At 58.3% G+C, this 25,660-nt stretch carries 27 protein-coding genes; 16 read left to right on the top strand and 11 right to left on the bottom strand.

Annotation, left to right across the window (positions count from 1 at the left end):
- The first annotated feature begins 33 nt into the window (after positions 1-33).
- On the top strand, positions 34-666 hold the full coding sequence (locus tag RUM8411_RS01110) for a hypothetical protein (RefSeq protein ID WP_143534800.1): 633 nt from the start codon (positions 34-36) through the stop codon (positions 664-666).
- An 8-nt stretch (positions 667-674) separates the two neighbouring features.
- On the opposite strand, the gene RUM8411_RS01105 is transcribed toward RUM8411_RS01110, so the two are convergent.
- Positions 675-1,565 (bottom strand): fatty acid desaturase, encoded by an 891-nt coding sequence (locus RUM8411_RS01105; protein WP_085820793.1) that lies wholly within the window; start codon positions 1,563-1,565, stop codon positions 675-677.
- 106 nt (positions 1,566-1,671) lie between these two features.
- Between RUM8411_RS01105 and RUM8411_RS01100 the strand changes: the two genes are divergently transcribed.
- Positions 1,672-2,568 carry a hypothetical protein gene (locus RUM8411_RS01100; protein ID WP_085821072.1) on the top strand — a complete coding sequence of 299 codons (897 nt, stop codon included), beginning with the start codon at positions 1,672-1,674 and terminating at the stop codon, positions 2,566-2,568.
- A 2-nt stretch (positions 2,569-2,570) separates the two neighbouring features.
- Here RUM8411_RS01100 and RUM8411_RS01095 read toward each other — a convergent pair whose 3' ends face one another.
- Entirely contained in the window at positions 2,571-2,990 is a 420-nt protein-coding gene (locus tag RUM8411_RS01095; RefSeq protein WP_085820792.1) for a cupin domain-containing protein, read from the bottom strand.
- A gap of 86 nt (positions 2,991-3,076) precedes the next feature.
- Between RUM8411_RS01095 and RUM8411_RS01090 the strand changes: the two genes are divergently transcribed.
- The 7 genes from RUM8411_RS01090 to RUM8411_RS22790 all read left to right on the top strand — a co-directional run bounded on the left by RUM8411_RS01090 (position 3,077) and on the right by RUM8411_RS22790 (position 9,575).
- Entirely contained in the window at positions 3,077-4,495 is a 1,419-nt protein-coding gene (locus RUM8411_RS01090; RefSeq protein WP_085821071.1) for a protein adenylyltransferase SelO, read from the top strand.
- Positions 4,496-5,004: 509 nt separating this feature from the next.
- Positions 5,005-5,370, top strand: coding sequence for a cupin domain-containing protein (locus RUM8411_RS01085; RefSeq protein ID WP_085820791.1), 366 nt, complete (start codon positions 5,005-5,007; stop codon positions 5,368-5,370).
- A 45-nt stretch (positions 5,371-5,415) separates the two neighbouring features.
- Positions 5,416-6,120 (top strand): endonuclease/exonuclease/phosphatase family protein, encoded by a 705-nt coding sequence (locus RUM8411_RS01080; protein WP_085820790.1) that lies wholly within the window; start codon positions 5,416-5,418, stop codon positions 6,118-6,120.
- Between the two features lie 72 nt (positions 6,121-6,192).
- Positions 6,193-6,606, top strand: a complete 414-nt coding sequence (locus RUM8411_RS01075) for a Fur family transcriptional regulator (RefSeq protein WP_085820789.1) — start codon at positions 6,193-6,195, stop codon at positions 6,604-6,606.
- Between the two features lie 138 nt (positions 6,607-6,744).
- On the top strand, positions 6,745-7,629 hold the full coding sequence (locus tag RUM8411_RS01070) for a DMT family transporter (RefSeq protein ID WP_085820788.1): 885 nt from the start codon (positions 6,745-6,747) through the stop codon (positions 7,627-7,629).
- A gap of 124 nt (positions 7,630-7,753) precedes the next feature.
- Positions 7,754-9,031, top strand: coding sequence for a phosphopyruvate hydratase (eno, locus tag RUM8411_RS01065; protein WP_085820787.1), 1,278 nt, complete (start codon positions 7,754-7,756; stop codon positions 9,029-9,031).
- A 376-nt stretch (positions 9,032-9,407) separates the two neighbouring features.
- Positions 9,408-9,575, top strand: coding sequence for a hypothetical protein (locus tag RUM8411_RS22790; protein ID WP_200818519.1), 168 nt, complete (start codon positions 9,408-9,410; stop codon positions 9,573-9,575).
- 48 nt (positions 9,576-9,623) lie between these two features.
- Here the strand turns inward: RUM8411_RS22790 and RUM8411_RS01060 are convergent, their stop codons facing one another.
- The 3 genes from RUM8411_RS01060 to mazG all read right to left on the bottom strand — a co-directional run bounded on the left by RUM8411_RS01060 (position 9,624) and on the right by mazG (position 11,932).
- Positions 9,624-10,073 (bottom strand): GNAT family N-acetyltransferase, encoded by a 450-nt coding sequence (locus RUM8411_RS01060; RefSeq protein WP_085820786.1) that lies wholly within the window; start codon positions 10,071-10,073, stop codon positions 9,624-9,626.
- Entirely contained in the window at positions 10,070-11,011 is a 942-nt protein-coding gene (locus RUM8411_RS01055) for a nucleoside hydrolase (protein WP_085820785.1), read from the bottom strand. The genes RUM8411_RS01060 and RUM8411_RS01055 overlap by 4 nt, the downstream gene beginning before the upstream one ends.
- A 63-nt stretch (positions 11,012-11,074) precedes the next feature.
- Positions 11,075-11,932, bottom strand: a complete 858-nt coding sequence (mazG, locus tag RUM8411_RS01050; RefSeq protein WP_085821070.1) for a nucleoside triphosphate pyrophosphohydrolase — start codon at positions 11,930-11,932, stop codon at positions 11,075-11,077.
- 66 nt (positions 11,933-11,998) lie between these two features.
- Here mazG and RUM8411_RS01045 point away from each other — a divergent pair, with 66 nt between their 5' ends.
- From RUM8411_RS01045 to RUM8411_RS01030, 4 genes are all read left to right on the top strand, one after another.
- Positions 11,999-13,162 (top strand): M20 aminoacylase family protein, encoded by a 1,164-nt coding sequence (locus RUM8411_RS01045; protein ID WP_085820784.1) that lies wholly within the window; start codon positions 11,999-12,001, stop codon positions 13,160-13,162.
- 12 nt (positions 13,163-13,174) lie between these two features.
- A complete protein-coding gene (gene speB / locus RUM8411_RS01040) occupies positions 13,175-14,143 on the top strand; it encodes an agmatinase (protein ID WP_085820783.1) in 969 nt (322 codons plus the stop codon).
- A gap of 63 nt (positions 14,144-14,206) precedes the next feature.
- Entirely contained in the window at positions 14,207-15,154 is a 948-nt protein-coding gene (gene speB / locus RUM8411_RS01035) for an agmatinase (protein ID WP_085820782.1), read from the top strand.
- A gap of 69 nt (positions 15,155-15,223) precedes the next feature.
- On the top strand, positions 15,224-15,622 hold the full coding sequence (locus RUM8411_RS01030) for a DUF1499 domain-containing protein (RefSeq protein ID WP_200818518.1): 399 nt from the start codon (positions 15,224-15,226) through the stop codon (positions 15,620-15,622).
- 400 nt (positions 15,623-16,022) lie between these two features.
- Here RUM8411_RS01030 and RUM8411_RS01025 read toward each other — a convergent pair whose 3' ends face one another.
- A complete protein-coding gene (locus RUM8411_RS01025) occupies positions 16,023-16,313 on the bottom strand; it encodes a hypothetical protein (protein WP_085821068.1) in 291 nt (96 codons plus the stop codon).
- 63 nt (positions 16,314-16,376) lie between these two features.
- Here RUM8411_RS01025 and prfA point away from each other — a divergent pair, with 63 nt between their 5' ends.
- The 3 genes from prfA (at position 16,377) to RUM8411_RS01010 (ending at position 19,094) form a co-directional block, all read left to right on the top strand.
- A complete protein-coding gene (gene prfA / locus RUM8411_RS01020; protein ID WP_085820781.1) occupies positions 16,377-17,432 on the top strand; it encodes a peptide chain release factor 1 in 1,056 nt (351 codons plus the stop codon).
- Complete coding sequence (gene prmC / locus RUM8411_RS01015; RefSeq protein ID WP_085820780.1) at positions 17,429-18,274, top strand: peptide chain release factor N(5)-glutamine methyltransferase; 846 nt, start codon at positions 17,429-17,431, stop codon at positions 18,272-18,274. The genes prfA and prmC overlap by 4 nt, the downstream gene beginning before the upstream one ends.
- 238 nt (positions 18,275-18,512) lie before the next feature.
- Positions 18,513-19,094: a DUF4167 domain-containing protein gene (locus tag RUM8411_RS01010; RefSeq protein WP_085820779.1), complete on the top strand. Its 582-nt coding sequence runs from the start codon at positions 18,513-18,515 to the stop codon at positions 19,092-19,094.
- A 68-nt stretch (positions 19,095-19,162) separates the two neighbouring features.
- Here RUM8411_RS01010 and rsmA read toward each other — a convergent pair whose 3' ends face one another.
- The 5 genes from rsmA to lptG form a co-directional block, all read right to left on the bottom strand.
- The gene (rsmA, locus tag RUM8411_RS01005) at positions 19,163-20,005 is read right to left on the bottom strand and encodes a 16S rRNA (adenine(1518)-N(6)/adenine(1519)-N(6))-dimethyltransferase RsmA (RefSeq protein ID WP_085820778.1); all 843 of its coding nucleotides are present in this window, start codon (positions 20,003-20,005) and stop codon (positions 19,163-19,165) included.
- An 84-nt stretch (positions 20,006-20,089) separates the two neighbouring features.
- Positions 20,090-21,055, bottom strand: coding sequence for a 4-hydroxythreonine-4-phosphate dehydrogenase PdxA (pdxA, locus tag RUM8411_RS01000; RefSeq protein WP_085820777.1), 966 nt, complete (start codon positions 21,053-21,055; stop codon positions 20,090-20,092).
- Positions 21,052-22,305 carry a peptidylprolyl isomerase gene (locus RUM8411_RS00995; protein WP_085820776.1) on the bottom strand — a complete coding sequence of 418 codons (1,254 nt, stop codon included), beginning with the start codon at positions 22,303-22,305 and terminating at the stop codon, positions 21,052-21,054. The genes pdxA and RUM8411_RS00995 overlap by 4 nt, the downstream gene beginning before the upstream one ends.
- Entirely contained in the window at positions 22,296-24,458 is a 2,163-nt protein-coding gene (locus RUM8411_RS00990; RefSeq protein WP_085820775.1) for an LPS-assembly protein LptD, read from the bottom strand. Before RUM8411_RS00990 ends, RUM8411_RS00995 begins: the two co-directional genes overlap by 10 nt.
- Positions 24,458-25,558, bottom strand: a complete 1,101-nt coding sequence (gene lptG, locus RUM8411_RS00985) for an LPS export ABC transporter permease LptG (protein WP_085821067.1) — start codon at positions 25,556-25,558, stop codon at positions 24,458-24,460. The genes RUM8411_RS00990 and lptG overlap by 1 nt, the downstream gene beginning before the upstream one ends.
- Positions 25,559-25,660: the final 102 nt, after the last annotated feature.

Below are 25,660 nucleotides of genomic sequence, written 5' to 3'. Positions count from 1 at the left end.
TTGAAAACCACTCTGGCAGTTGTCCGGGTTGCAATGCTTAGCCTGATGTTCCTAACCCTGGCGCAAGTCGCATCGGCCAAAGGATGGGACGTTGATGTGCGGGCTTTCGACAATATTACGGCGGTATTGAACAGATTGGACCCAACCAAAGCTGGGTATAGCTGTCCCGAGCATTTCCACCCAGTGCAGCTTTCCGTCGAAATTGACGAGTTTAAAAAAATGACCGTCAAAGCAATTGGGTCAGAGTTTTTTCATTCGAACGTCGTTGACCAGGCAATTGCGGAAGAAAACCTGACGTTGTCACTCAAAGTCTCTGTCTTGGGATGTGCCTACAAACAGCATCTATTGGTACGAAAAGGCTACGTCGCCGCCAATGGCGATTTGGGTGTTGGGCGAATGGAAAACGTCCGATTCTTGTATGCAGATGATCAAGACGACAATACTCTGTCAGCTGCTTACAGGGCCTACATTGCCAACCCGCCAGCGGAGCCATCGGCCCGCGACGCCGAAGCAGCCGGGTCGTCTGAGAGCATTCAGCCAATCGGGTTCTTTACGCTTGCGTTTGATTGGGAACCAACTTTTCTGGCCGATGCGAAACGGGAAGGGGATTGGGTACACTTGGGGCTGACTTGGTTGCGGATCAAAGTGTTGCCAGAAGATAACTAAACTGCGTTTCAGCGCCCTAACGTCCGCACATAGTCACTAGTAAACGCAGAATACCCCTCAGAGGTCGACTTCAAATGCGCCTGTGTCCAGTGATGCAGCGCCGGTAGCTGGTGGAAGGGGACATTGGGAAATGAGTGGTGCTCGGCGTGGTAGGGCATGTTCCAGGCCAGAAACCGGACGATCCGGTTGGTGAAGGTGGTGCGCGAGTTTTCCAGCATGTTGGCGACCGGGGGGCACAGGCCATGCTCGGCCAGCAAATAGAGCCGCAGAACAGGCTGGCCGATCAACACCGGCAGCAGCCAGAGCCAGAACAGGACGGGCGTGTACAACAGGCTTGCTGCGGCCAGGGCATAGAGCACCAGCAAGACCCGCGCCTCGATCCGCATTGCGCGGTGCCGGCGCGCGGGTAGGTAGGGGGCACCGATCCGGCCAAACGCATTTCGCACCAGAACGTCGGCCATGCTGCGCCAATAGGGCCAGCCGCTGAGATGGATCAACAGGCTGGGCCAGCTGTTGGGCCTGGGTTTTCCATCCAGTTCAGGGTCCTTGTCAGGGTGGTTGGTCCATTTGTGGTGGGCCAGGTGAAAATAGCGAAACCACGTAAAGGGCAGGGCAATCGGAACCGACACCAGATGCCCGATGGCGTCATTCAACCAGGCAGATCGGAACGGCGTCTTGTGGGTGCATTCGTGGCTTAGGGTGAACAGGAACACCAGCAGGATACCTTGTGGCAGGATCAGCAGCGGCCAGAGCGGGACCCGCATCGCGATGGCAATGCTAAGAGCGATCAGCGTCAATAGATAAAGCCCGAGATGCCATAGCCCGGCCCGGTTCGAGCGTCGCTGGAGTCGGTGTTTGACCTCCGGCGAGAGGGATGCGGTGACGGCGTGGTGATCCATGGTACGGGCCTAGCCTGACAAGCCAAATGACAGTTGGCAAGCCTTGTTTCAAATGCCGTTCTGCCGGATAATTTCAGTATTTGATTATTTTGATTGGAGTTGTGACATGATTTCTGAACAGAACGCCCGTGCGCTGGAAGCACATTCAAACAGTGGTCTGCCTTTTCGCATCAGCCTGAGATCTGTAAACAAAGGGGTTGGGGCCGTTGCGCTGGGATTGCCATTTGCGCTTCTTCTGGCAGGGAAACTGGGCCATGCCTGTGCCTCTATCGATTCGATAAGTCATTATTATTACACCCGTGTGGGCGGCGACGTACTGGTCGGAGCGCTCAGCTTTATCGGAGTGCTGCTGCTGTTCTTCTACAGGTTGCCGGGCAACTGGAGCGGCACGACGGGTGATGTTGACGGCTATCTGGGGCACAAACCGGTGGATATGTGGCTGTTGCGGATTGCCGGACTTTGCGCACTTGGCGTGGCCTTCTTCCCCACAAGCGGTACCGGTTGCGAGATGTTCAATGACGCTACCGCGCGGGTCTTCCTGCTGGATGCACAGGGTGGCCATGGGCTGAGCTCTGCCGCAGTGACCGGAAAAATCTCGTTTGATTTCTGGGCACAGACCGGAGTGACAAACAAGATCCTTCTCAATCTGCATTTCATTTCGGCGGCGGGGATGTTTCTGGTGCTGGCCTATTTCTCGATCTTTGTCTTCACCCGGCCGCAATCGAAACGTGCACGCGGGTCCAAGACGGATATCGGCTATGAGGTCTCGACCCTCAAGTGGTGGCGCAACGCTGGGTATTACCTTTTTGGAGGACTGATCCTGCTTGCGATTGCGGCACTTGCCATCAAGGCTATTTTCCTGAGTGACAAGCCCGCTATCATCAAATGGTGGGACATGAATAACCTAACCTTCTGGTTCGAAGCCCTGGCACTGGTTGCCTTTGGCCTGAGCTGGAGCCTGAAAGGCAGGTTGTGGCCGTTCAGCTACCTGTCAGACAGCTGACTTCAGCCGCGCGGAATATCGAACCCGGGATCGGCCAGCGTGAAGCCACCGAATTCGAACCCGGGTGAGACCGTACAGCTGACCAGAGTGTAATCACCGGTTGAGCGCGCAGCTTGCCAGTGGTTTTTCGGCACGATCACCTGTGGAGAGCCCTGTGACAAATCGGGGGTCAGCAGGTGATCGATTGCAGGACCCTGATCGGTATCGCTCAGCGACAGGATCAGAGGGGCACCGGCGTGATACAGCCAGATCTCGGTTGCGTCGACGCGGTGCCAATGGCTGTTTTCCCCCGATTGCAGCAGGAAATAGATACAGGTTCCGGTGGCGCGGCCTGCGTTATCGGCCCGCCATGTTTCACGGAACCAGCCGCCCTCGGGGTGACTTTGCAGGCGCAGGTGGGCGATGATCTGTTGTGCGGTCATGGGGCCTCTCGCGATTTCGGGACGATTATGCACGCGAGGGCGTGATCCGCTATGGTATTCGCGCGCATGAGGAATATGTTTGGCGCATGACCCTGAACATCCCGTTTGACAACAGTTACGTCCGACTGCCGGACAGCTTTTACGCCCGCCAGGGCCCTGTGCCTGTGCGCGCGCCGCAGCTGATCGCGTTCAACAACTCTCTGGCGCAGATACTGCGGGTCACGCCGGGGGATGTGCATGAGATGACCGAGGCCTTTGCAGGGAACAAGGTGCCCGAGGGGGCCGAGCCGATTGCGCAGCTGTATTCAGGCCATCAGTTCGGCAACTATAACCCTCAGCTGGGGGATGGGCGCGCGGTTTTGTTGGGCGAGACGGTCGGCACCGATGGTATTCGCCGCGACATTCAGTTGAAGGGCTCTGGCCCGACGCCGTTTTCACGGCAGGGCGACGGGCGTGCCTGGCTGGGGCCAGTGCTGCGCGAATATGTCGTGTCAGAGGCGATGCACGCGCTGGGCATCCCAACCACCCGGGCGCTTGCTGCCGTGGAAACCGGCGAGACCGTGCGGCGCGAGGGCCCAATGCCCGGTGCCGTTCTGACACGCGTGGCGCAAAGCCATCTGCGCGTGGGGACGTTTCAGGTGTTTGCCGCGCGCGGTCAGTTGGACAGTCTGCGCAGGCTGACAGACTATGCCATCGACCGCCATTACCCTGGCGCCGAAGGGCCAATGGGCCTGTTGCGAGCCGTGGTCGCGGCGCAGGCACGGCTGATTGCCGGATGGATGAACGTTGGTTTTATCCATGGGGTGATGAACACGGATAACAGCTCTATTGCTGGTGAGACGATTGATTACGGCCCCTGCGCCTTCATGGACCGCTATCATCCAAACACGGTCTTCAGCTCGATTGACCGAGCAGGGCGTTATGCCTATTCCAACCAGCCTGACATTGCGGTGTGGAATGCGGCTCAGCTGGCCACATCGCTGATCCAGCAAGCCGAAGATAAAGACGCCGCCGTGGAAGAGGCAACCGAGATTGTTCACGCCATGCCCGATCTGTTGCAGACGGAATGGCAGGCACGGTTCCGGGCAAAGATAGGTCTGACGACCAAGGAAGACGGTGATCAGCAATTGATCTCGGACCTGCTGACCCGCATGGCGCAAAACCAGGCCGATTTCACCAACACCTTCCGCGCGCTGGGCGATAGCGCGGCGCGCGATCAGTTCACCGACCCGCAGGCTTTTGACCAATGGGCTGAGGGTTGGCAGGCGCGGTTGGCACGGGAAGAAGACCCCTCGGCGGTCATGGCCAAGGCAAACCCGGCCTTCATCCCGCGCAATCACCGCATCGAGCAGATGATTCAGTCGGCAGTGCAGGGCGACTATACACCCTTCCACCGGCTGAACACGGTGCTGGCTCGTCCTTTTGAGGATCAGCTGGATGCGCTGGACCTGACGCGCCCACCGACCGAAGGCGAGGTTGTGCACGCGACCTTCTGCGGGACTTAAAGAAATTGCAACTTTAACTGCCCTAGCCGAGGTGCTGCATGAAAGGTCGCCCCATGAAAACATCAAGGGTGTCGCTGATTTCTCTATTGGCATGTGCGTGCTGTGTTGGACCTGTTCCCGACCTAACTCGAGTGGAGGCGATTGATTTGTTGAATTCTGGACAAGTTGAAAGCATTGGTGTCACGCAAGCCGGATGGACCGTTTTGACCCTGACCGATGGTGCACAAAGACATAATCGTAGCGACGTCATCGGGTACCCTAGGCAGTTGCTCGCAAAATGTGACAACTGTTCAGATGTTTCCTTTTGGTTAGAGTAACGCGGTTTGACCTTCGAAGAGAGTTAGTTGCGATATGTTTCACTCGTTGGGGCAGAAACTTAGGAAGATGAAACTGTTTTCACGATGACTACAACTCCGACTCTGCGACTTACCATCAACACAGAATGCTGCATAATAGGCGCATCGGGGGAAACTGCAGACAAAAATCGGTTTTGTTTTAGGGAGCATAAAATGCGCTACTCCATTTTGTTGGAAGACGCGGACGGCATTTCTTATTTCGAAGATCGCGAGGTTGATTTCGAACTCAAGACCTTTGCCCCACCAGCGTCACCGTTTCTGGTCTCCAAAGAGGTCGAGGCCGCGCGAATTGCGTTTCTGTCATTGCCCGCGGGCTGGAAAGGGGTTCAGCACCGATCCCCGAAACCCCAGCTTGCGACAGTTCTGTTCGGTACGTTTCGTGTTCAAGCGGGCTCGGGCGAAATACGTGATTTCAAAACGGGTGACTTGTTTTGGGCCGAAGATGTCTCGGGATCGGGTCATGCTTCGTCAGCCGAAGGCGGTGAGCCCGTCAATTTGATGATTGCGCAGTTTCAATAGTGGCCTGACTGTCGAAAAAGGTTTGATGCCAAACACGGAATATCCATGACCCAACTCTCAACCCTGCGCATAGCGAGCTATAACATTCAGAAATGCGTGGGCTTGGATTTTCGGCGGCAGCCGCAGCGTATCATGCAGGTCATCGACAGCATGAAGGCTGATATCGTCGTGCTGCAAGAGGCCGACAAGCGCCTGCCTCCACGACCCGCCGCCTTGCCGCATTTTATGCTGGATGAAGCGGGCTGGCAGATTGTCGATCTGGGGGGTGCAGGCAGTCTGGGCTGGCATGGCAACGCGATCATTTGGCGGGGTGATGACATCCGGGTTCGACAGACCGGGCATCATGAACTGCCTGGGTTAGAACCTCGGGGGGCTGTGCGGGTCGAGTTTGACACGCAGATTGGTCCTCTGCGGGTTTTGGGGATGCATCTGGGGCTTCTGCCAGCCTCGCGCCGCAGGCAGATCACACATATTCGACGATGCGACGCGGGTTTGGATCTGATGCCGACTGTGTGGGCCGGGGATTTCAACGAATGGTCGCGTCAGCCTGTGCTGGATCACCTAGCTCCGGATATGCGGTTCCTGCCGCCGGTTCCCAGCTTTCCGGCGGCTCAGCCACTTGGGGCACTCGACCGGATCGCGCTGGGCGATGGGCTTGAGGCGATCACCCATGGCGTACACGACGCGCGGCCGGCGCATATTGCGTCGGACCATCTGCCGATCTGGGCTGATCTTCAGCGGGTTGCGTGAAGGTCAAATCCGCTGTGGCGCCAGCCGCGCAGACGGTTTAAGACAGAAACCCGAACTACTCTGAGGGTCACAATGTCCGACACGATCATCTCTCGTTGCGAAGCCAAAGGTCTGCGCATGACGGGCCAGCGTCGCACCATCGCGCAGGTGTTGCAGCAAAGCGCGGATCATCCGGATGTGGAAGAGCTGTATGCCCGCGCCTCAAAGGTGGATTCGGGGATCTCGATCGCGACCGTCTATCGCACGGTGAAATTGTTCGAAGAGGCGGGGATACTTGAACGGCTGGAGTTCGGCGACGGGCGCGCCCGCTATGAAGATGCCGAGCGAGATCACCACGATCATCTGATCGACATGCACTCGGGTGAGGTGATCGAATTCGTCGATCCCGAAATCGAGGCGCTACAGGAAAAAATTGCAGCAAAGCTGGGGTATAAACTCAAAGGCCACCGGCTGGAATTGTATGGCGTTCCGCTAAAGCAGGACTGACCCATCACGAAACGCGAACGGTCGCTCCACGGGAATTCATGATTCCTGTGCTTAAAATGCTTGCCAGAAACGGATACTTGCGTTTTTGGTGAACGTAGCAGCGGCCGAGTTGAGCCGCCTATCCCTACGGACAAGACAATGAACAACGTAAACGGCATTTTGCTGGTCGTCGGCGCGATGGCTGCTTTTGCGCTTGAGGACATGTTTATCAAACACCTGTCGGTCAGTGTGCCGACCGGACAGATCATGGTGGTCTTGGGTATCATGTGCGGGCTGGTGTTTGCCCTGATGGCCGTGACCACGCGCAAACGGATATTTGAGGCCGCGGCGTGGCGGGGTCTGCCGCTGATCCGCGCCGTGACCGAAGGTGTCGGAGCCGTTGCTTTTGTCACCGCCCTGTCTCTGGTTGATCTGTCCACGGTGGCGGCGGTATTTCAGGCCATGCCGCTGGTTGTGACAATGGGCGCGGCCCTGTTTCTGGGCGAACAGGTCGGCTGGCGCCGTTGGAGCGCGATTGGCGTCGGCTTTGTTGGTGTTCTGATGATCATTCGCCCCGGATTGGACGGGTTCCAGCCGGAGACCCTGTTTGTGGTTGCTAGCGTCATTGCCATCGCCGCCCGGGATCTGATCACCCGGCGTCTGGATGTGCGTGTAGCCTCGGCCGTTGTTGCGATGCAGGCCTATCTGGCCGTGGCCATTGCCGGCGTTGCGTTGATTGTCTTGAACGGTCAGCCGGTTGTGGCCTTGGGGGCCGGGCAGTTTGGTCCGTTCCTGGGCGCGATCACGTTTGGCGTTCTGGGATATTACGGCATCGTTACGGCGATGCGGGTGGGGGATGCCTCGGCGCTTACGCCATTTCGCTATACCCGGCTGGTGTTTTCCATCGCGGCGGGCATGCTGATGTTTGGCGAACGCCCTGATCAGATGACACTGGCCGGGGCAACGCTGATCATCGGATCGGGCTTGTATACCTTCCTGCGCGAACGGCGTCTGGCCCAGCAGGTGGTGGTCGCCGCGACCTGACGGATCGTCGCAGGTTGGCGCAAACAACCCACTTGAGTCGTGTTAGCGATAACGGGGATGGTTTACTTTTTGTCCCGTGCTGCTATGAGGCATGCAACCAAATGCAGCCACAGGGACGGGCCTTATGAGCACCATCATCGACATCCACGCACGCGAAATTCTGGACAGCCGGGGTAATCCGACGGTCGAAGTGGACGTGATCCTGGAAGACGGCACCATGGGCCGCGCCGCTGTACCTTCGGGCGCATCGACCGGCGCTTATGAGGCGGTAGAAAAGCGCGACGGTGACACATCGCGGTATATGGGCAAGGGCGTGCTCGAAGCCGTCGCCGCCGTCAACGGTGAGATCGCCGAGGAACTGGTGGGCTTTGACGCGACCGAGCAGGTGGCCATCGACGGGGCCATGATCGAGCTGGACGGCACAGAAAACAAAGGCCGTCTGGGGGCGAACGCCATCCTTGGTGTTTCGCTGGCTACGGCCAAAGCGGCGGCCGATTTCACCACGCAACCTTTGTTCCGTTATGTCGGTGGCACGTCGGCACGTGTTCTTCCGGTGCCAATGATGAACATCATCAATGGTGGCGAGCATGCGGATAACCCCATCGACATTCAGGAATTCATGATCATGCCGACCTCGGCCAGCAACATCCGCGAGGCGGTGCGCATGGGGTCTGAGGTGTTTCACACCCTGAAAAAAGAGCTGTCAGCAGCAGGTCTGAGCACCGGCATCGGGGATGAGGGCGGCTTTGCCCCCAACATCGCATCTACCCGCGAAGCGCTGGATTTCATTCTGAAGTCCATTGAAAAAGCAGGCTACAAGCCGGGTGATGAAATTCATCTGGCCTTGGATTGCGCGGCGACGGAATATTACAAAGACGGCAAATACGTCTTGTCGGGTGAGGGCAAAAGCCTGACCTCGGATGAAAACGCGGCCTACCTGGCGGCGCTGGTCAACGACTATCCAATCATCTCAATCGAAGACGGCATGTCCGAGGATGACTGGGATGGCTGGAAAGCCCTGACCGACGCCATCGGCGAAAAAGTGCAGCTTGTGGGCGACGACCTGTTCGTGACCAATCCCGAACGTCTGGCCGAAGGGATCGAACGGGGGTGCGCGAACTCAATGCTGGTCAAGGTGAACCAGATCGGGTCTCTGACCGAGACCCTCAAGGCCGTCGATATGGCGCACCGTGCAGGGTACACCAATGTGATGTCGCACCGTTCCGGTGAGACCGAGGATGCCACGATTGCCGATCTGGCAGTGGCGACCAATTGCGGGCAGATCAAAACCGGCTCATTGGCACGGTCGGATCGGTTGGCCAAGTACAACCAGCTGATCCGTATCGAAGAAGCGCTGGGTGAGGTTGCCGAATATGCCGGAGCGTCGATCCTGCGCCGCTGATCGTTAAAGCGCCAGTCCGGTCCTTGGCTTTTTGCCGAGAATCAATCTCAGATCGGCCATTTGATCAAAACAAACGCCGAGTCCCTTTGGTGGGATTCGGCGTTTGATTTTGGCTGAAGAACGCGCGCGTTGAAAGTATGTCAGAGGTTGATCTGGATCATTCAGACCATCCGCTCAGGGTGATAGTACACCTGCATCAGGGGCCGCGAATTGCGCCGGGTTTCCCAGGGGTTAGAGTGTTTCCTGTTGTTTTCAAATGGAAAAATGAAAACTCACTAGTTTACTCCACGTTATATATTCTTATGTGTGAAGAAATCCCTATATGAGACTCGTGGTTCTCTCGTAACCTATCCCCATTACAAAAAAGGAGCATACCATGACTGGTTCCAAATCCCTTCTCGTCGCATCGGTGATCAGCGTTTTATTTCTGGCAGCCTGTGCAGGGCCCGGAACCTACCCCATTTCGGGTCAGAAAGCGTCACCTGATGATCCGGTTATCGAACAGTATAATCCGAGCGTGATTTTCCGCGGTGAGTCCCGGTAACTCTGTCGCTCTGGTCATGGGCCATTGGGCCTGTGACCGGAGTTCTGCTCAGAGCGTTTTGCTCATCAGCATATAGCGATCACGTGGTTTGAAGCCGGTGCGCAAGTACAGCTTCTGCGCCGCTTCGTTGGTGCGATCAACTTCCAGATGCAAGGCGGTCAGACCTGCCCCGGCCAGGGCTTTGGGCAAGTCCATCAGCACTTCGGTTGCAATGCCGCGTCCGCGTACAGCGGGGCGGATGTAAATCTCGTCTACAAAACCATCCATCCCACCAAATTCGACCGACCATCCGAAGGTCAGAATGATATAACCCAGCGGCGCGCGACCGGGACCGATCAAGTAGATGCAGCCGTGGGGAATGCCATCCAGCAGGGGGGCCAGCGCGTTGCGGGTTTGGTCCGCGTCCTGAGGGATACCGGCTTCTGTGTGGAAGGCTGTCACAAGGCCCATCAGGCGGTCCAGGTCTTCAGGGCGGGCCAATCTCAGTGCAGCACTCATAGCCGAGCCAGCCGTTCGGTGAGCAGATCGAAAAAGCCGTCTGCATCCACGTCGCCCATGAACATTGCATTGGGGGGGTGGTCCGTGACGCGCCACCAATCGGCGACGGTCATGCCCAGTGTCAGTTCGGATCCAGTTTCGATCTGAACGTTGATATGACGACCCGAGAACAGCTGAGGCCGGATCAAATAAGCGGTCACGCAGGGGTCATGCAGCGGCGCCCCTTCGGAACCGTATTTCTCCTTGTCGTACCGTTCAAAGAAATCCGTCATCTCGGCGACCGCATGGCCGACCCTGGAATCCAACGCGCGGAACGCGTCGTTCCGGTGTTTCGTGACCAGCGCATCATGGGTTACATCCAGCGGCATGACCACGATATGAACTCCGGATTCAAACACGATTTCAGCAGCTTCTGGGTCGACGTAAATGTTGAACTCGGCCGTGGGGGTGATGTTCCCCACCTCGAAATACGCCCCACCCATCAGCACGATTTCCTGAACCCTGTCGATGATGTCGGGCGCTTTCAGAAAGGCGGTGGCGATGTTGGTCAACGGCCCCAGCGGGCACAGTGTTACGGTGCCGGGGTCCTGCATGCGCAGCGTGTCGATGATGAAATCGACGGCGTGACCTTCGGCCAATGGCATTTGGGGGTCCGGCAGAACCGGGCCGTCCAGACCGGTTTTGCCATGCACATGTTCAGCCGTGATCAGCGGTCGTTTCAGCGGGCGGTCACACCCTGCAAAAACAGGCACATCCGTGTGGACCGCCAGTTCACAGACGATGCGGGCGTTTTTGGCCGTTAGCTCCAACGGTACATTCCCGGCGACCGCAGTGATGCCCAGCACGTCGATCTCTTCGGGGCTGGCCAGCGCAAGCAGGATGGCGACGGCGTCGTCCTGTCCGGGATCGGTGTCGATGATGATTTTGCGGGGGGTCATGCTGTGCCTCCGGGGTATTGAAGCGCGGACACTCGCAACTGTCGCGGCGCTTGTCCACCTGTTTTAGAGATCGGTCGAAGCATCCACAGGCGGGAGTTTGCCGTTGGCGCGATGCTCTTCGGTTTTGACCTCATCCCAGAGTGCATCCATCTCGTCCAGCGTACTGTCGGATGGGGTTTTGCCCCGCTGTGCCAGCCGTGCCTCGACCTGAGCAAAGCGTCGGGTGAACTTGGCATTGGTGCGGCGCAGGGCGGCTTCGGGTTCGATGCCAAGATGGCGACCTAGGTTGACCATCACAAACAGCAGATCGCCAAATTCATCCTCAAGCGCGTCTGCGTCCTTGGCATCGCGGGCCTCTTCCAACTCGGCGGCCTCTTCGGTGATCTTGGCCAGCACGTGGCTGGCATCGGGCCAGTCAAAGCCCACGCGGGCGGCGCGTTTCTGCAGCTTATGCGCGCGCAGCAAGGCCGGCAGGTTGGCGGCCACCCCGTCCAGCGCGCCTTTCTGTTCCTTGCCCGCGCGTTCAGCCGCCTTGATGGTCTCCCAGTCGCGGGTTTGTTGATCAGCGGATTTATCGCGGGATTCGTCGCCAAACACATGCGGGTGCCGGTCGACCATCTTGTTGGACATGGTGCGCACAACGTCCTGAAAGGTGAAATGCCCGGCCTCTTGCGCCATTTGCGCGTGAAAGACGGATTGGAACAGCAGATCGCCCAATTCACCCTTCAACTCGTCCCAGGCCTGCCGTTCGATGGCGTCTGCGACCTCGTAAGCCTCTTCTATAGTGTAGGGGGCGATGGTGCTGAAATCCTGCTCGATGTCCCACGGGCACCCCGATTGCGGATCACGCAAGCGGCGCATGATTTCAAGCAAACGCTCAATGCCTGCATCCGGGTCATTGATCAGTGGATTTTCAGCCATTGCGAACCCTTTCGTTCCGGTGTCAGATGCATCCATTCCGCAGTCAGGATCAGGAGTCCACCCCATATGCCCGTCGTGAACCGTATCGCCGACTTCTCTGCCGACATGGCCGTATGGCGCCAGCATCTGCATTCGATCCCTGAGCTGGAGTTTGAATGCTTTGAAACTGCAGCATTTGTTGCAGACCGGTTGCGAGAGTTCGGCGTTGATGAACTGCACGAAGGCATCGCAAAGACAGGAATTGTGGCGATCATCAAAGGGCAGGGCGACGGGCCGACCATTGGCCTGCGTGCCGACATGGATGCGCTGCCGATCCCCGAGGCGACGGGTGTGGATTACGTCTCGAAAAACCCGGGTATAATGCACGCCTGTGGACATGACGGGCATACGACCATGCTGTTGGGCGCGGCACGGTATCTGGCCGAGACGCGCAATTTCCGTGGTCGCGTGGCGTTGATTTTTCAGCCGGCCGAGGAAGAGGGCGGTGGCGCTGGCGTGATGGTCGAAGAGGGGATTATGGACCGGTTCGATATCTCTCAGGTCTTTGCGCTGCACAACGCACCGGGCTTTGCCGAGGGCGCGTTCTTTACAACGCCCGGACCGATTATGGCCGCAGTGGATACGTTCGAAGTCCATATTCAGGGTGTTGGCGGTCATGGCGCCATGCCGCACGAGACCAAAGATCCGGTGATGGCGGCGTGCGGCATCGCTCAAGCCATTCAGACCATCGTCAGCCGCAACCACTATGCGCTGGACGATCTGGTGGTTTCAGTGACGCAGATCCATACCGGAACGGTCAACAACGTGATCCCAGACACCGCCTATATCAATGGCACGGTGCGCACCTTTGATCCGACTGTACAGCAAATGGTCATCGACCGGATGGAACAGATTGTGCAAGGGCAGGCGACCTCGTACGGGGTTGAGGCGCGGCTGGACTACGAAAAGAACTATCCCGCCACGATAAATGACGCCGAAAAGGCCGGTTTCGCGGCGGATGTCGCCCGCGACGTGTCGGGGGCCGAGCGTGTGGTCGGTGATATGGGGCGCGAGATGGGGGCCGAGGATTTCTCGTATATGCTGCAGTCGCGCCCCGGCGCCTATCTGTTTCTGGGGCAGGGCGACAGCGCCGGGCTGCACCATCCAAAATACAACTTCAACGACGATATCGCACCGATCGGCGCGTCCTTCTTTGCGCGGATCGTTGAAAAAGCACAGCCACTGGGCTGATGGGGGACAGACATGGCACTGGAAGACGCAAAGAACCAGGTGGATGAGGCGTTCACCAATCCCGACCTCAAAGGCCTGTCGCATGAGAACACTTTCGGAGGTGCGACGTCGTTTCTGCGGCGGCTCTATACCAAGGACCTGAAAGGCGTCGATATCGCGGTGACTGGTGTGCCCTTTGACCAAGCGGTCACCAACCGCCCCGGCACACGGCTAGGCCCGCGCGCGATCCGCGAGGCCAGCACCCTGCAATCGCCTGACGAGCCGTACGGCTGGCCGTTCAAAGCGCTGACGGAACTGGCCATCGTCGACTATGGAGATATGGCGTTTGATTATGCCAACATCCCGGCCTTTCCCGACACGCTGACCGACCATATCCGTACCATTCTGGCGGCAGATGTGGCCTCGGTCACGCTGGGCGGGGATCACTATATCAGCTTCCCGATCCTCAAGGCCTATGCCGAGAAATACGGGCCGATCTCTCTGCTGCAATTTGATGCGCATACGGACACCTGGGCAGATGATGACATGTCGCGGGTGGATCACGGGACGATGTTTTACAAGGCGGTGAAATCGGGGATCGTGGACCCCAAGCGCTCGGTCCAGGTGGGGATACGAACCACCAACGAAGACACGCTGGGTGTCAACATTATCGACGCGCGCGAGGTTTACGAATCTGGCCCTGCCGCCGTGGCGCATAAGATCAAAGGTATCCTGGGCGACACCCCGGTTTACCTGAGTTTTGACATCGACGGTCTGGACCCGGCTTTTGCCCCCGGCACCGGGACACCGGTCTGGGGCGGGTTAAGCTCGATCCAGGCGCAGATCATTTTGCGCGACATCGCCGGGATCAATATCAAGGGTGGCGACGTGGTCGAGGTGTCTCCGCCCTATGACACGTCAGGCGCAACGGCCATCGCGGGGGCGCATGTGGCAACGCAAATCATTTGTCTGTTGGGGTGGAACAAGCTGGCTCCGGCTTAACCTTTGGTTAGCCATCTTTCCGCTATCAGGTTAACCAACAGGCTGGACGGGAGAAACACGGGCATGACAGACTTGAACCAACCCATCAGCGGCAATGATCTGGCACGGTTTTCAGGGCCGAACACGTTCATGCGGCTGCCGCCGGTGGACACGCTGGCCGGACTGGATGTGGCGGTTCTGGGGATTCCGATGGATATCGGCACTTCGTGGCGCTCGGGCACACGGTTCGGGCCCAAGCAGATCCGTAGCGAAAGCGCAATGATCCGGCCCTATAACATGGCCACGAAAGCGGCACCGTTCGACAGCCTGCAGATCGCCGATATTGGCGATCTTGCGATCAATACGTTTTCTCTGGCCGACAGTTTGAGGATCATCAAGGAAAGCTATGACGCTATTCTGGCGCAAGGCGTGACACCGGTTGCGATGGGGGGTGATCACTCGATTACCTTGCCGATCCTGCGCGCGGTGGCTGCGAAACACGGGCCTGTGGCTTTGGTCCATGTCGATGCCCATGCGGATGTGAATGATGAGATGTTCGGCGAAAAAGAAACCCACGGCACTGTCTTTCGCCGGGCCTACGAAGAGGGGCTGATTGTACCCGATAAAACGTTTCAGATTGGCATCCGCGGCTCGGGCTATGCGGCGTCAGATTTCACCGAGGCTGCGGGCTGGGGCTTTCGCCAGTTCCCTGCGTGGGAGTTGTGGCAGCAGAACCTGACAGAGATCGGCTCACAAATTCGCAAAACGATCGGGGATCACCCGGTTTACATCACCTATGATATCGACAGCCTGGACCCGGCCTATGCGCCCGGAACCGGTACGCCCGAGATCGGTGGGCTTACCCCCCCGCAGGCACTGCAGTTGATCCATGCTCTGGGTGGGGTGAATGTGGTTGGCTGCGATCTGGTTGAGGTGTCGCCGCCCTACGATCCAACCGGCAACACGGCGTTGACCGCCGCAAACCTGTTGTTCGAGCTGCTTTGCATCCTGCCGGGTGTGACGTCACGGTAGGATTTCGGGTACGGCCTTGCTCCACCGGCGCTTCCGGCTAGGGTGCTTGAAAACATCGGGATTGGCGTCATGAAAATTGCTCTCTGGCTGGTACTTGGTCTGGTTTTTGCGATCGGGGCTTACATCCGGTTGGCCCCGTCTGACCCCGCGCGCTGGCATATCGCACCGCAAGTTGAGGCGGACAAGGATCTGAAAGGCGGCGTGATGCGCGTGGTTGAAACCGGTCCTGACGGTCTGGCGAGGCTTGATGCCCTTGCTCAGGTTACGCCGCGCACCAGTGTTCTGGCAGGGTCGGTGGATGACGGGATGATCACCTATGTCACCCGCACCAAGGTGATTGGCTTTCCGGACTACACGACGGCACAACAGGACGGAGACACGCTGCGTATCTATGGCCGCTTGCGCTTTGGCGGGTCAGATTTTGGGGTGAACAAGGCGCAGATTGATGCCTGGCTTGGACAAATGTAAGCGCCAGACAGTGAATGTCTGACTAACCCAAGAACAGCGACATCAGCGAGTACGAACGAAGGTTGCATCGAGCGTGCGCCGAGATGGACAATGCCGGTCTAACCCAGCACATCCTTTTAGATTCTAACTTGCACTACCAAAAGCGTTTGGTTTCAAATCAAGGCTGTTTTTCGACTGGGAAACGGCTTTGACTCTTTTTATTACATCTCTCTTTTTTGTTCGCTGTTTTTGCGCCCCTAAACGCTGCGGTTACGTTTTTTCCGGGCGGTAAAAAATTTGTGCCAGACCTTGTCGGGTCGACTGCTATATCCGCAGTAAGCGCGAGAACGTTGTTTTTTCGTGACGAAAGCGTATCAGTGAAAGAAACACAAACTCAGAATATGGGCTGACTTATGGCGGTTCACATCGTGCTGTGTAAACTGGGAGAAATTTCGAGATCTGGCCAGTCGGACTGCAGCCCTGACGACAAGCATCCTTCCTGAACCTCGCGCCACATCGGCACGTTCAAAGACATCTGGCACTGAGCCATGAACATACGGCCGTCAACTTGCAGGCAGGTCATTTCGCCCAATTCGACCCGGCTGCCGGATTTGTCTGTGCAATAACAATCGCGCACCTTTCCATCAGGGCCGACGTAGTCAGCCATGACAGGTGCGGCAAGCAGCGAAAATACAAGTACCAACCCCTTCATGGATTTTAGCATAGCACAGGGCTGGCCCTTGACCATAGCCCTCGGATGAGAGACACCGCCGGGATGATCCCCGAAGAACGCCTTGAACAGATAACTCAGCGATTCCAGTACCTCGAAGCAGCCATGGCGGATGGCGCCTCGGGTGGGGAAATTGCGGCTTTGGCGAAAGAGTATTCCGACCTCAAGCCGGTGGTCGATCAGATCATGGCGTGGCGTCAACTGGTGGGCGATCTGGCCGAGGCGCAGGCAATGCTGACCGATCCGGACATGAAGGAACTGGCCGAAGAGGAAATTCCTGACCTACAATCCCGCATCCCACAGGCCGAACATGCGCTGCAACTGGCGCTGTTGCCCCGGGATGCCGCTGATGCGCGCCCGGCGATGCTGGAAATCCGGCCGGGCACCGGCGGGGACGAGGCCGCGTTGTTTGCCGGTGATCTGTTGCGCATGTATCAACGCTATTCCGAGGCGCGCGGCTGGCAGTTTGAGATTATCGAAGAACAAGCCTCAGACCTGGGCGGCATCAAAGAGGTCGTGGCCCATATCAAAGGTGACAACGTGTTTGCCCGGATGAAATACGAATCCGGTGTGCACCGGGTGCAGCGCGTGCCCGAAACCGAAAGCGGCGGGCGCATTCACACGTCGGCTGCCACCGTGGCGGTCTTGCCCGAGGCCGTAGATGTGGACATTCAGGTTGATGCCAATGACATCCGCATCGACACGATGCGTAGCTCGGGCGCAGGCGGGCAGCATGTGAACACCACCGATTCGGCAGTGCGGATCACCCACCTGCCGACGGGTCTTGTGGTGACAAGCTCAGAGAAATCTCAGCACCGTAACCGTGAGATTGCGATGCAGGTGCTGAAAACGCGGCTATATGATCTGGAGCGGCAGCGGATTGACAGCGAACGCTCGGCTGATCGTGCCAGTCAGGTGGGCTCGGGTGATCGATCTGAACGCATCCGGACCTATAATTTTCCGCAGGGTCGGATGACGGATCACCGCATTAACATGACACTTTACAAGCTGGATCAGGTCATGCAGGGCGATCTGGACGAGGTGATCGACGCGCTGACCGCCGATGATCAGGCGCGGCTTTTGGCGGAGATGGCGCAATGATCGGGGCCCTCACAGCAGCGCAGGCCATGGTCGCTGCAACTGCGCGTCTGCGGGCCGCAGGTGTGCCTGATCCGGCGCGTGACGCGCGTGTATTGCTGGCTCATGCCGCGCGGATCGAGGCCAGCCGTGTCACGCTGATCGCGCCCGAAGAGTTGTCGCCCGAGATTGCCGAACGATATGATCAGCTGATTGCCTTGCGCGCCATACGTATACCGGTCTCGCACTTGCTGGGTGAACGCGAATTCTATGGCCGCCGGTTCCGTGTCAGCCGCGATGTGCTGGACCCTCGCCCCGAAACCGAAATATTGATCGAAGCCGCGCTGAGCGAGCCGTTCGATCATCTGCTGGATCTGGGCGTCGGGTCCGGCTGCATTCTGATCACCCTGTTGGCCGAGCGGACCAGCGCCTCGGGTGTGGGTACGGACCTCAGCGAAGCGGCCTGTCTGCAAGCCAGTGCCAACGCGGTTCAGCATCAGGTGCAAAGTCGTGCAGAGATTCTGCAATCTGACTGGTTTGGAAACATTGATGGGCAATATGACCTAATTGTTTCAAACCCGCCCTATATTTCTTTGTCCGAGATGGAGGAATTGTCCCCCGAAGTGCGCGAACACGAACCGCGCATGGCGCTGACGGATGAAGGCGACGGGCTGGGCGCGTATCGTCGTATTGCCGCCGGGGTTCCTGATTTCCTGATGCCCGGTGGTCGTTTACTGGTCGAAATCGGGCCAACGCAGGGACCGGATGTAGCGGCACTTTTTCAGGCAGCCGGTTTGGCACATACGCGGATTATCCCGGATTTGGATGGCCGGGATCGTGTTGTGTTTGCCAGAATGCCGCAGTGATGGCCTGTTCTGAGGCTGAAATGCGCCGATTGATGTAAAAAAGCTGCGATATTTTGGACAAACCCCTTGTCTGCACGCGCAGGACATGTTTACTCAGGATTAGTCGGAGAGGTTGACGCTGCTACAGCGGGCCCCTGACGCCAAGCCCAAAAAAGTCGACATCGCGTCACAGCAAAAGCTTTTGAGCAGTGCAGGACGCGAGGTGATCGGCAGCGAACGACAAGGCTGACTAAAGTAGATGAGATCTTCCAAATCCCGCTCGCGGGCCAAGAACAACCGCAATCGTCCCTCCGGCGGCAACGTCGTAAACCGGGTTTTTGACAGCTCGGGTCCCGAAGGCAAAGTGCGTGGCACGCCACAGCAGATCATTGACAAATACAATCAGCTGGCGCGCGATGCCCAGCTGTCGAATGACCGTGTGGCCGCCGAAAACTTTCAGCAGCATGCCGAACATTACCTTCGCTTGCTCAGTGATGCGCAGCGTGAAATGGACGCGCGCCGCGAAGAGCAGGAGCGCCAGAACCGCGAACGCCAGGCCGAGCGTGACCGTGAACGGGCCGAGCGTCAGGAACGCGATGCCGCACGCCAGGCTGATCCGGCCGAGGTCCCTCAACCCGATGTGATGGATTTCCCGCCCGGAACCGCGACCCCTGAATCTGGCTTGGTCGAGACACCCGAAAGCAAAGGGGCCGAGGCCGAAACGCCCGAGAAAAAGGAAAAGCCTGCGCGCCGTCCGCGTGCACGTAAACCCAAGGCTGCACCCGCATCTGCCGAAGAGACACCTGGTGGTGACGGTGATGCGCCGGAAGCGGCTGAGTAGCAACAGTCGCGGCGAAACGATAATAGATATGAAAAGCCCCGTGGTTTCTGACCCGGGGCTTTTTCTGTTCAGCCTTTTTGAATGTTTCTTGCCAGCGCGCAGAACGCCTCAAGCGGGATTTGTTCAGCGCGGTCGGTGGGTTTGATGCCTGCAGCCAGCAGGCGATCTTCGATATCAGGTGCCACGCCTTTCAGTGAGGCGCGCAGCATTTTGCGGCGTTGGTTGAAGGCAGCGGCAACGACACGCGACAGGGTTGCGGCATCCGCCGGGTAGCGCGGCTTGGTCAGGGCCGTCAGGTGAACCACAGCGCTGGAAACCTTGGGCGGCGGAGTAAACGCCCCGGGTGGCAAGGACATGGCGATGCGTACCTCGGCCCGCCATTGGGCAAGGATGGCAAGGCGGCCATAGGCCTTGCCACCGGGTTGCGCCACGATGCGCTCGGCCACTTCGCGCTGAAACATCAGGGTCAGGCTTTGCCAGAACGGTGGCCATTCGGGTGGGGTCAACCAGCGCACCAAAAGTTCAGTCCCGACATTATAGGGCAGGTTCGCCGCGATACGGATCGGGGGTGTCAGATATGCCAGCGGATCGATTTCAAGCGCGTCGCCATTGATCACCTGCAGCCGGTCAGGATAGGCGGCGGCGATCTCGTTCAAGGCAGCGATACAGCGCGTGTCTTTTTCGACCGCCACAACCTTGCGCGCGCCTTCGGATAACAACCCACGCGTCAGACCACCGGGGCCGGGGCCGATTTCCAAAACATCGCAGGTGGTTAGATCTCCGGCCTGTCGCGCGATCTTGGCGGTCAGGTTCAGATCCAGCAAAAAGTTCTGGCCCAGCGACTTGCGCGCTGAAAGCTGGTGTGCCGCGATGACCTCACGCAGAGGAGGGAGGGTGTCGATTGCGCTCATGATCCGATTACCGTGGCGCGGAAAGAGGGCAGTGCGCCAGAGATTTATTGCCTCCGGCGGGGATTTTTTCAGCCAGGTGAAGGTTCACGAGCTCTGTGCCATCTTTTGCGCAAGTTTCAGGGCCTCGATCAGGCTTGTGGGGGTGGCGATGCCTTTGCCCGCGATATCCAAGGCAGTGCCGTGGTCGGGTGAGGTTCGGATGAAGGGCAGGCCCAGCGTAACGTTCACGCCACGGTCGAAATCCAGTGTCTTAATCGGGATCAGCGCCTGATCGTGGTACATGGCAATTGCCGCGTCATAGCGGGCGCGCGCGGCGGCGTGAAACATGGTATCTGCGGGGTGCGGGCCGGTCACAGTGTACGTATCGTCGGAAATCGCGGCGATCAAGGGCGCGATCCAGTCCAGCTCTTCTTGACCCATTTTCCCGCCTTCGCCGGCGTGGGGGTTCAGACCTGCTACTGCGATGCGAGGGGTTGTGACTCCGAACTGTTGGCGCAGACCATCGGCGGTGATGGTGATGGTTTCGCGCAGCAACTCTGGTGTCAGGGCCGCTGGCACGTCGGACAAGGCGATGTGGATCGTGGCCGGGACCACGCGCAGTTGGTCGCTGGCCAGCATCATCACCACGCGGTCACGACCGGCCAGGGCGGCCAGAAACTCGGTATGGCCGGGATAAGCAAATCCAGCCCCGTCGATCAGAGCCTTTTTATGGATCGGTGCCGTACACAGAGCTGAGGCCGCGCCGGATTGAACCAGCGAGACGCCTCGCTCAATGGAGGCTATGACAGAAGGTGCGTTGGCAGGTTCCGGTTGCCCTGGGACATTAGGGGCCGGAAACCCCATCTGCAGCACGGGCAGGGCGGTGGCGCAGATCTCCTGCGCCTGGGCCGGTGAAGTGACATGTGCGACGGGCGTGCCCTGCGGCAGGTGGCTTGCATCCCCGATATAGAGGAACGGACAGCTGTCGCGCAGGTTAGACCACGCTTTGGCGGCGATTTCCGGGCCTATTCCGGCTGGGTCTCCGCAGCTTAGCGCGATGGGCGGGGTCATTGTTCGACGATGGTGGCGTCGGCCCGAAGCTGTTCAACGAGGCTTTCGGCAAAGGCTTGCAAACGCTGTTGTGTCAGCGCGTTGGCCACATCTGCGCGCGATGTCTCTTCTCCCCGATCCACGGTGCGTGTGCACAGCATCAGGAACACAAGTGTCTGACCATTGTTGCGCGTCAGCGATGTGGAGACCTCGTTCAGGTCAAGCTTGGCAAGCTCCAGCGCGATATCGCGGGGAATCTCGGATGGGCTGGCATCGACACGATCCAGAACTTCGGGTGGTTGATCCTTGGCGATCCCGTAGAGATCGTCACAGGTGTCGACCTCTTCTTTCAGCTTGGCGGCCCGGGCCAGTGTGTCGGCGCTACGTCCGCCCGCCATGTAATATGCGGCGTAGTCAATCTTGGAGTAGCGGGGCGCGCCGGTGGAAACTTCGCGCAGACCTCGCATCTGAAACAGGGCGATTGCGTTGGGCAGCGAGATCGGTTGCGTTATGTCCCCGTTCTTGAGGCCCAGAATTACCGGCTGCAGTGCCGGAGGCAGGTTGGTGAGGTTCAGCCAGTCCAGTCGGCCGCCATTGTCGCGGGTGCCCGCAGCCGAGTATTGAGTAGCGGCTGCAGAAAACGCGTCGAGCCCCTGAACCTGGGCAATCTCCTGTGCCAGAAGATCGGCCTGAGCAACGGTTTGCTGGTTCACTGGGATGATGATCTCGGACAAAAGCACCTGAAGACCTCCGCCGCCGCTCTGGCCAAGGGCGCGGTTGATCTCGTCGTCGGACGGGCGGGCCTGTGACAGAAAACGGGCGCTGACGTAGTCGCGCCAAGACATTTGGTTGGACACGAAATCCCGCACGGTTTCCCGATCCACGCCTTGTTCAGCAAGCAATTGAAAGAACTGGTCGGTCGACAATTGACCGCGGGCGGCGAATTCGTCGATGCCCACCTGAATGTCTTCGGGAGCTGCCTCGATTCCGGCTTCGCGCATGGCCTGTTTGCGCAGGCGGTCTTCGATCAGCGCATCGCGCACCTCAGATTCGGTGGCACCGGGCGCCCCCAATACGGTCAGAAATTGTTGCCGTTGGTCCAGCTCATACCAGGTGATGATGTCCTGATTGACCTTGATCGCTGGCGAAAACAGGCTTTGCGCGCTGACCTGTGGACTTGCCACAGCCAGTATTACTGCAGCCAGGGCCGGGGCGACGGGATTAAGCCAACTGGCACGAACGAAACTGGAGAAACCTGAAATCAACTGCATCTTCTCTTGTACTGTTTGCCGCCACTTTCGACAGAGTATCCTGTCAAGGCAACGGTAAACCCGAATTCTGTCGAAGGCTCAATACTTGATGATGATGTAAAGCGCCTGCTGACGTTCATGTTAACTTGCACGCATTCATTCTGATACGTGACGCCCAACCCGTAGCGGATCGGCTCGGACTCACTGAGATCATACCGTGCGGTGGCCCATGTAAACCAATTTTGATCCACAGTATAGCGTCCGACCAGGCGGGTTTCGGAAATCTCGTCATCCACGTTTTCAGCTGGATCCGGTTCTTGCCAAACATAGCTGCCTGAAATTCCCACGATCGGTTTCTGCCAGGCCGCACGTAGCTCGGCCTTGGCAAAACTGAAATCGCCGTTCAGCAAACCACGCCCGGCCAGCGACCATCCATTGTCCGTTTGAAGCTGACCCGCAATCAACAAATCCGAGGCTGTACCCTGCAAGCCGGATGTCAGGTTGAAATCGGAATCGGCGTCTGCACGGAACACCTGGCCAATTGTCGCCAGCGCCCGCCATCCCTTTGGCCCAAAGCGCGACCAGTTGACGCCAACCACACCCGTCACACCGTCTTCGCGACGATCCGGCGCGGGAAAGCGCGATAGGGCCAAAAGGTTGCCTTGGTCGAATTCCTGAAAGGTGCTTTCGTCATTTGGGACATCCGTGTCCGTCACATGGGTCCAACCGACCTGCGCAATCGGCTCAAGTATCTGCGTTGCCCCGGATGCTTCGCGTCGCCGCACGGGATATCGCAGCGTCAGCGCCGCGCGCGGCGTGGATCGGGTAACTTGATCCGGGAATGCGCTGTCATGGCGGATGTTGAACGTGTCGATAGATGCGCCTACGCGGGCGTCGGCCCTCAGGCCGGACGCAAAGGTCCAGCTGCGCAGCCATTCCGCATCGAATGTTGCCCGCGCAATATCCCTGCCGACGACATCAGCGTCGCTGGTACGTTCATGTGCATGGGCAATAAAACCCAACCGCACCTCTCCTCCCACGGCCTGTGGGAACAGACGCTTCTGGTAGTAGAGGTCGAATACACGCGACGGTATTTCATCCTGATTTTCGCTGTCACGCAAGGTTTTGTAGTGAATAAAGCTGGTGCGAAAGGCCGTGTCACGTTTGATCCGTTCCAGCGCGGCCTCGCTGCGCAGTCGGTCAAAATCGGGCAAGCCGTAATCGGCCAGATAGGCGTCGTCGGAGGTCGTCTTGATGTCAAAGGTGAACCGGTAGCCGTCGTTGAGGTTGAAAAAACCATCGGCAAAGAAATACCCGCGATCCTCGCCTTCTTCCAAATCATCCCTGGTGTACGCGCCCTGCAGCTGAATGCGGCCGCGTTTGAACGCCTGCCGGTACCGTGCGCCCAGGGTCCTCGTTTTCGCCGATAGATAAGGGGTAAGCGTCAGGTCCTTGTGATCACCCAGCTTTATGAAATAGGGCACCCTTACACCGGTCCCAAGCTGCGACGTGGTGCGAACGGATGGCACCAGAAACCCGGTTGCCCGATCCAAGGTCGGATCCGGCAGGCGCAGGTATGGAAAGTAAAAGACAGGCACGTCCAGAACACGAAACTGCGCCCCTTCGAAGTAAAGCTGACGCTCCAGTTGATCATGCGTGACCTTGCGGGCGCGAATCTGCCAGATAGGTGGCTTGCCATTGGCGCAGACATGACACGACGTCGCCGATACCTTGCTGAACTGTGTGTACCGGCCCGCCGCGCGGGTGGCCTGTACTGATCCGATCTGGAGCTGTTGGTCAAAGACCATACGCGCGCCGATCAGCAGCCCGTTCTGGATGCCGTCATCCAGTTCAGCCGAATCTGCCAGAATCGTTGTCGCGCCGCCCTGATCAATCCGGATTGGCCCTTCCAGCGTCAAAGCACCGGTATCCCTGTCATAGGTTATCCGGTCAGCTGTTATCTTTATATCGCCCTGAAATGCCTCGACATTGCCCTCGGCGACAAGGACACGTTCGGGTGTGATAAACACCTGATCCGCCACCAGCAACGCAGGCAGATCCTCTTGATCGGCGGTCTGTGCGGGGGCCGCTGCAGGCTGATTCTGGGCCACGACACCGACTGGCATGGCCAGTGCCACTGAGCTGGATAACAGCAGGAAGGCGAGTTTCCGCATCAGCCGTCCTCCGCATGCAGCAACAGGCCAAGAGATAGAAGTATGGCTGCGAAGGGTGGGGCCCAGGCCGCGACTAAGATTGGCAATTGACCGTTTTCTCCCAGAATTTGGGCAAAGTTACGCACGAAATAGATGAGAAATCCCAAAAGTACGGCCGTCAGGACGGCGATACCTGTACCCCCGAACCGGACATGGCGCATGGTGAAGGCGGCACCGATCATGACCATGGCCACAAGAAAGAAGGGCCGTGCCAGCTGCACCTGCAACCAGACCTCATACTGTTTGGTTGAAAACCCGGCCTCGCGCAGATCGCGGATCAACTGCGGCAGGTCATACACAGATACCGAGTCCTGCTGACCCAGCGTGTCGATAATACGTTGACGCGTCAGGGTTGTCGGAACTTCCAATTGCTGGTGCTCCGAGGCGTTGGCCTCGGGGTTCACGTTCTCTTCCAGCGGCCAGATCTTTGCGTTGTACAGAATCCAGTTCCCATCTGTAAGCGCTGCGCGACTGGCCAGGATTTGCTGCGTCGGGGTCCCATCCTGAGCAAACGTAATGATTGTTACGCCATACAATTCCAACATCTCGTCATTTGACGTGCCACGCGCATGGATAACCGATTGCCCGTTGGCTGAACCTTGCCGTAGCCAAAGACCTTCTCTGGTGATCGACAGGGTCGAACTGCCGTTGTTTTTGTAACTGTCCGATAGGCGTTTGTATTCTTCGGACGTCGCGGCAGCGATGGGGTTCAGCAAGACAACTGCCAGCGTTCCAATCATCACTGCCAGCGTCACAGGTGCCAGCAGCGACCGGATGCCAGAGCGCCCGATGGATCGCGTGACCACCAGTTCTGAACTGCGCGCCAGACCGACGAACAGAGCAATCGTGGACAGGATCACCAATAGGGGCAACATCTCGCTGATGGCCGCTGGGGTGTTGAGCAGGGTCAGATGAACAACCCGACCAAAGGATAGCCCGACCGAGTCAAAGCGGCGCGACTGTTCGATCAGATCAATCAGAATCAGCAGGGTCAAAAAGATGCCGCCGATGACCAGAAAGCTCTGGAGGAACCGGCGGGCAAAGTATCGGTCGAGGATCACGGATGCGTCCTCGCAATAACACATCGGCGAAAACAGATTGGGGTTTGGCCAGAATCACTGTGGCCTGCGCGCATGCGCAACGGCGTATGCCTGCCCTGTCTC

Source organism: Ruegeria meonggei (assembly GCF_900172215.1).
Taxonomy (GTDB): Bacteria; Pseudomonadota; Alphaproteobacteria; order Rhodobacterales; family Rhodobacteraceae; genus Ruegeria; species Ruegeria meonggei.
The sequence above is the reverse complement of the archived record's forward strand: the minus strand, read 5'-3'. Positions and strand labels throughout refer to the sequence as shown.

Bases quoted from the DNA above. Each gene is read 5' to 3' on its own strand.
- RUM8411_RS01110 (WP_143534800.1), top strand. From the start codon at position 34: ATGCTTAGCCTGATGTTCCTAACCCTGGCGCAAGTCGCATCGGCCAAA.
- RUM8411_RS01105 (WP_085820793.1), bottom strand. From the start codon at position 1,565: ATGGATCACCACGCCGTCACCGCATCCCTCTCGCCGGAGGTCAAACAC.
- RUM8411_RS01100 (WP_085821072.1), top strand. From the start codon at position 1,672: ATGATTTCTGAACAGAACGCCCGTGCGCTGGAAGCACATTCAAACAGT.
- RUM8411_RS01095 (WP_085820792.1), bottom strand. From the start codon at position 2,990: ATGACCGCACAACAGATCATCGCCCACCTGCGCCTGCAAAGTCACCCC.
- RUM8411_RS01090 (WP_085821071.1), top strand. From the start codon at position 3,077: ATGACCCTGAACATCCCGTTTGACAACAGTTACGTCCGACTGCCGGAC.
- RUM8411_RS01085 (WP_085820791.1), top strand. From the start codon at position 5,005: ATGCGCTACTCCATTTTGTTGGAAGACGCGGACGGCATTTCTTATTTC.
- RUM8411_RS01080 (WP_085820790.1), top strand. From the start codon at position 5,416: ATGACCCAACTCTCAACCCTGCGCATAGCGAGCTATAACATTCAGAAA.
- RUM8411_RS01075 (WP_085820789.1), top strand. From the start codon at position 6,193: ATGTCCGACACGATCATCTCTCGTTGCGAAGCCAAAGGTCTGCGCATG.
- RUM8411_RS01070 (WP_085820788.1), top strand. From the start codon at position 6,745: ATGAACAACGTAAACGGCATTTTGCTGGTCGTCGGCGCGATGGCTGCT.
- eno (WP_085820787.1), top strand. From the start codon at position 7,754: ATGAGCACCATCATCGACATCCACGCACGCGAAATTCTGGACAGCCGG.
- RUM8411_RS22790 (WP_200818519.1), top strand. From the start codon at position 9,408: ATGACTGGTTCCAAATCCCTTCTCGTCGCATCGGTGATCAGCGTTTTA.
- RUM8411_RS01060 (WP_085820786.1), bottom strand. From the start codon at position 10,073: ATGAGTGCTGCACTGAGATTGGCCCGCCCTGAAGACCTGGACCGCCTG.
- RUM8411_RS01055 (WP_085820785.1), bottom strand. From the start codon at position 11,011: ATGACCCCCCGCAAAATCATCATCGACACCGATCCCGGACAGGACGAC.
- mazG (WP_085821070.1), bottom strand. From the start codon at position 11,932: ATGGCTGAAAATCCACTGATCAATGACCCGGATGCAGGCATTGAGCGT.
- RUM8411_RS01045 (WP_085820784.1), top strand. From the start codon at position 11,999: ATGCCCGTCGTGAACCGTATCGCCGACTTCTCTGCCGACATGGCCGTA.
- speB (WP_085820783.1), top strand. From the start codon at position 13,175: ATGGCACTGGAAGACGCAAAGAACCAGGTGGATGAGGCGTTCACCAAT.
- speB (WP_085820782.1), top strand. From the start codon at position 14,207: ATGACAGACTTGAACCAACCCATCAGCGGCAATGATCTGGCACGGTTT.
- RUM8411_RS01030 (WP_200818518.1), top strand. From the start codon at position 15,224: ATGAAAATTGCTCTCTGGCTGGTACTTGGTCTGGTTTTTGCGATCGGG.
- RUM8411_RS01025 (WP_085821068.1), bottom strand. From the start codon at position 16,313: ATGAAGGGGTTGGTACTTGTATTTTCGCTGCTTGCCGCACCTGTCATG.
- prfA (WP_085820781.1), top strand. From the start codon at position 16,377: ATGATCCCCGAAGAACGCCTTGAACAGATAACTCAGCGATTCCAGTAC.
- prmC (WP_085820780.1), top strand. From the start codon at position 17,429: ATGATCGGGGCCCTCACAGCAGCGCAGGCCATGGTCGCTGCAACTGCG.
- RUM8411_RS01010 (WP_085820779.1), top strand. From the start codon at position 18,513: ATGAGATCTTCCAAATCCCGCTCGCGGGCCAAGAACAACCGCAATCGT.
- rsmA (WP_085820778.1), bottom strand. From the start codon at position 20,005: ATGAGCGCAATCGACACCCTCCCTCCTCTGCGTGAGGTCATCGCGGCA.
- pdxA (WP_085820777.1), bottom strand. From the start codon at position 21,055: ATGACCCCGCCCATCGCGCTAAGCTGCGGAGACCCAGCCGGAATAGGC.
- RUM8411_RS00995 (WP_085820776.1), bottom strand. From the start codon at position 22,305: ATGCAGTTGATTTCAGGTTTCTCCAGTTTCGTTCGTGCCAGTTGGCTT.
- RUM8411_RS00990 (WP_085820775.1), bottom strand. From the start codon at position 24,458: ATGCGGAAACTCGCCTTCCTGCTGTTATCCAGCTCAGTGGCACTGGCC.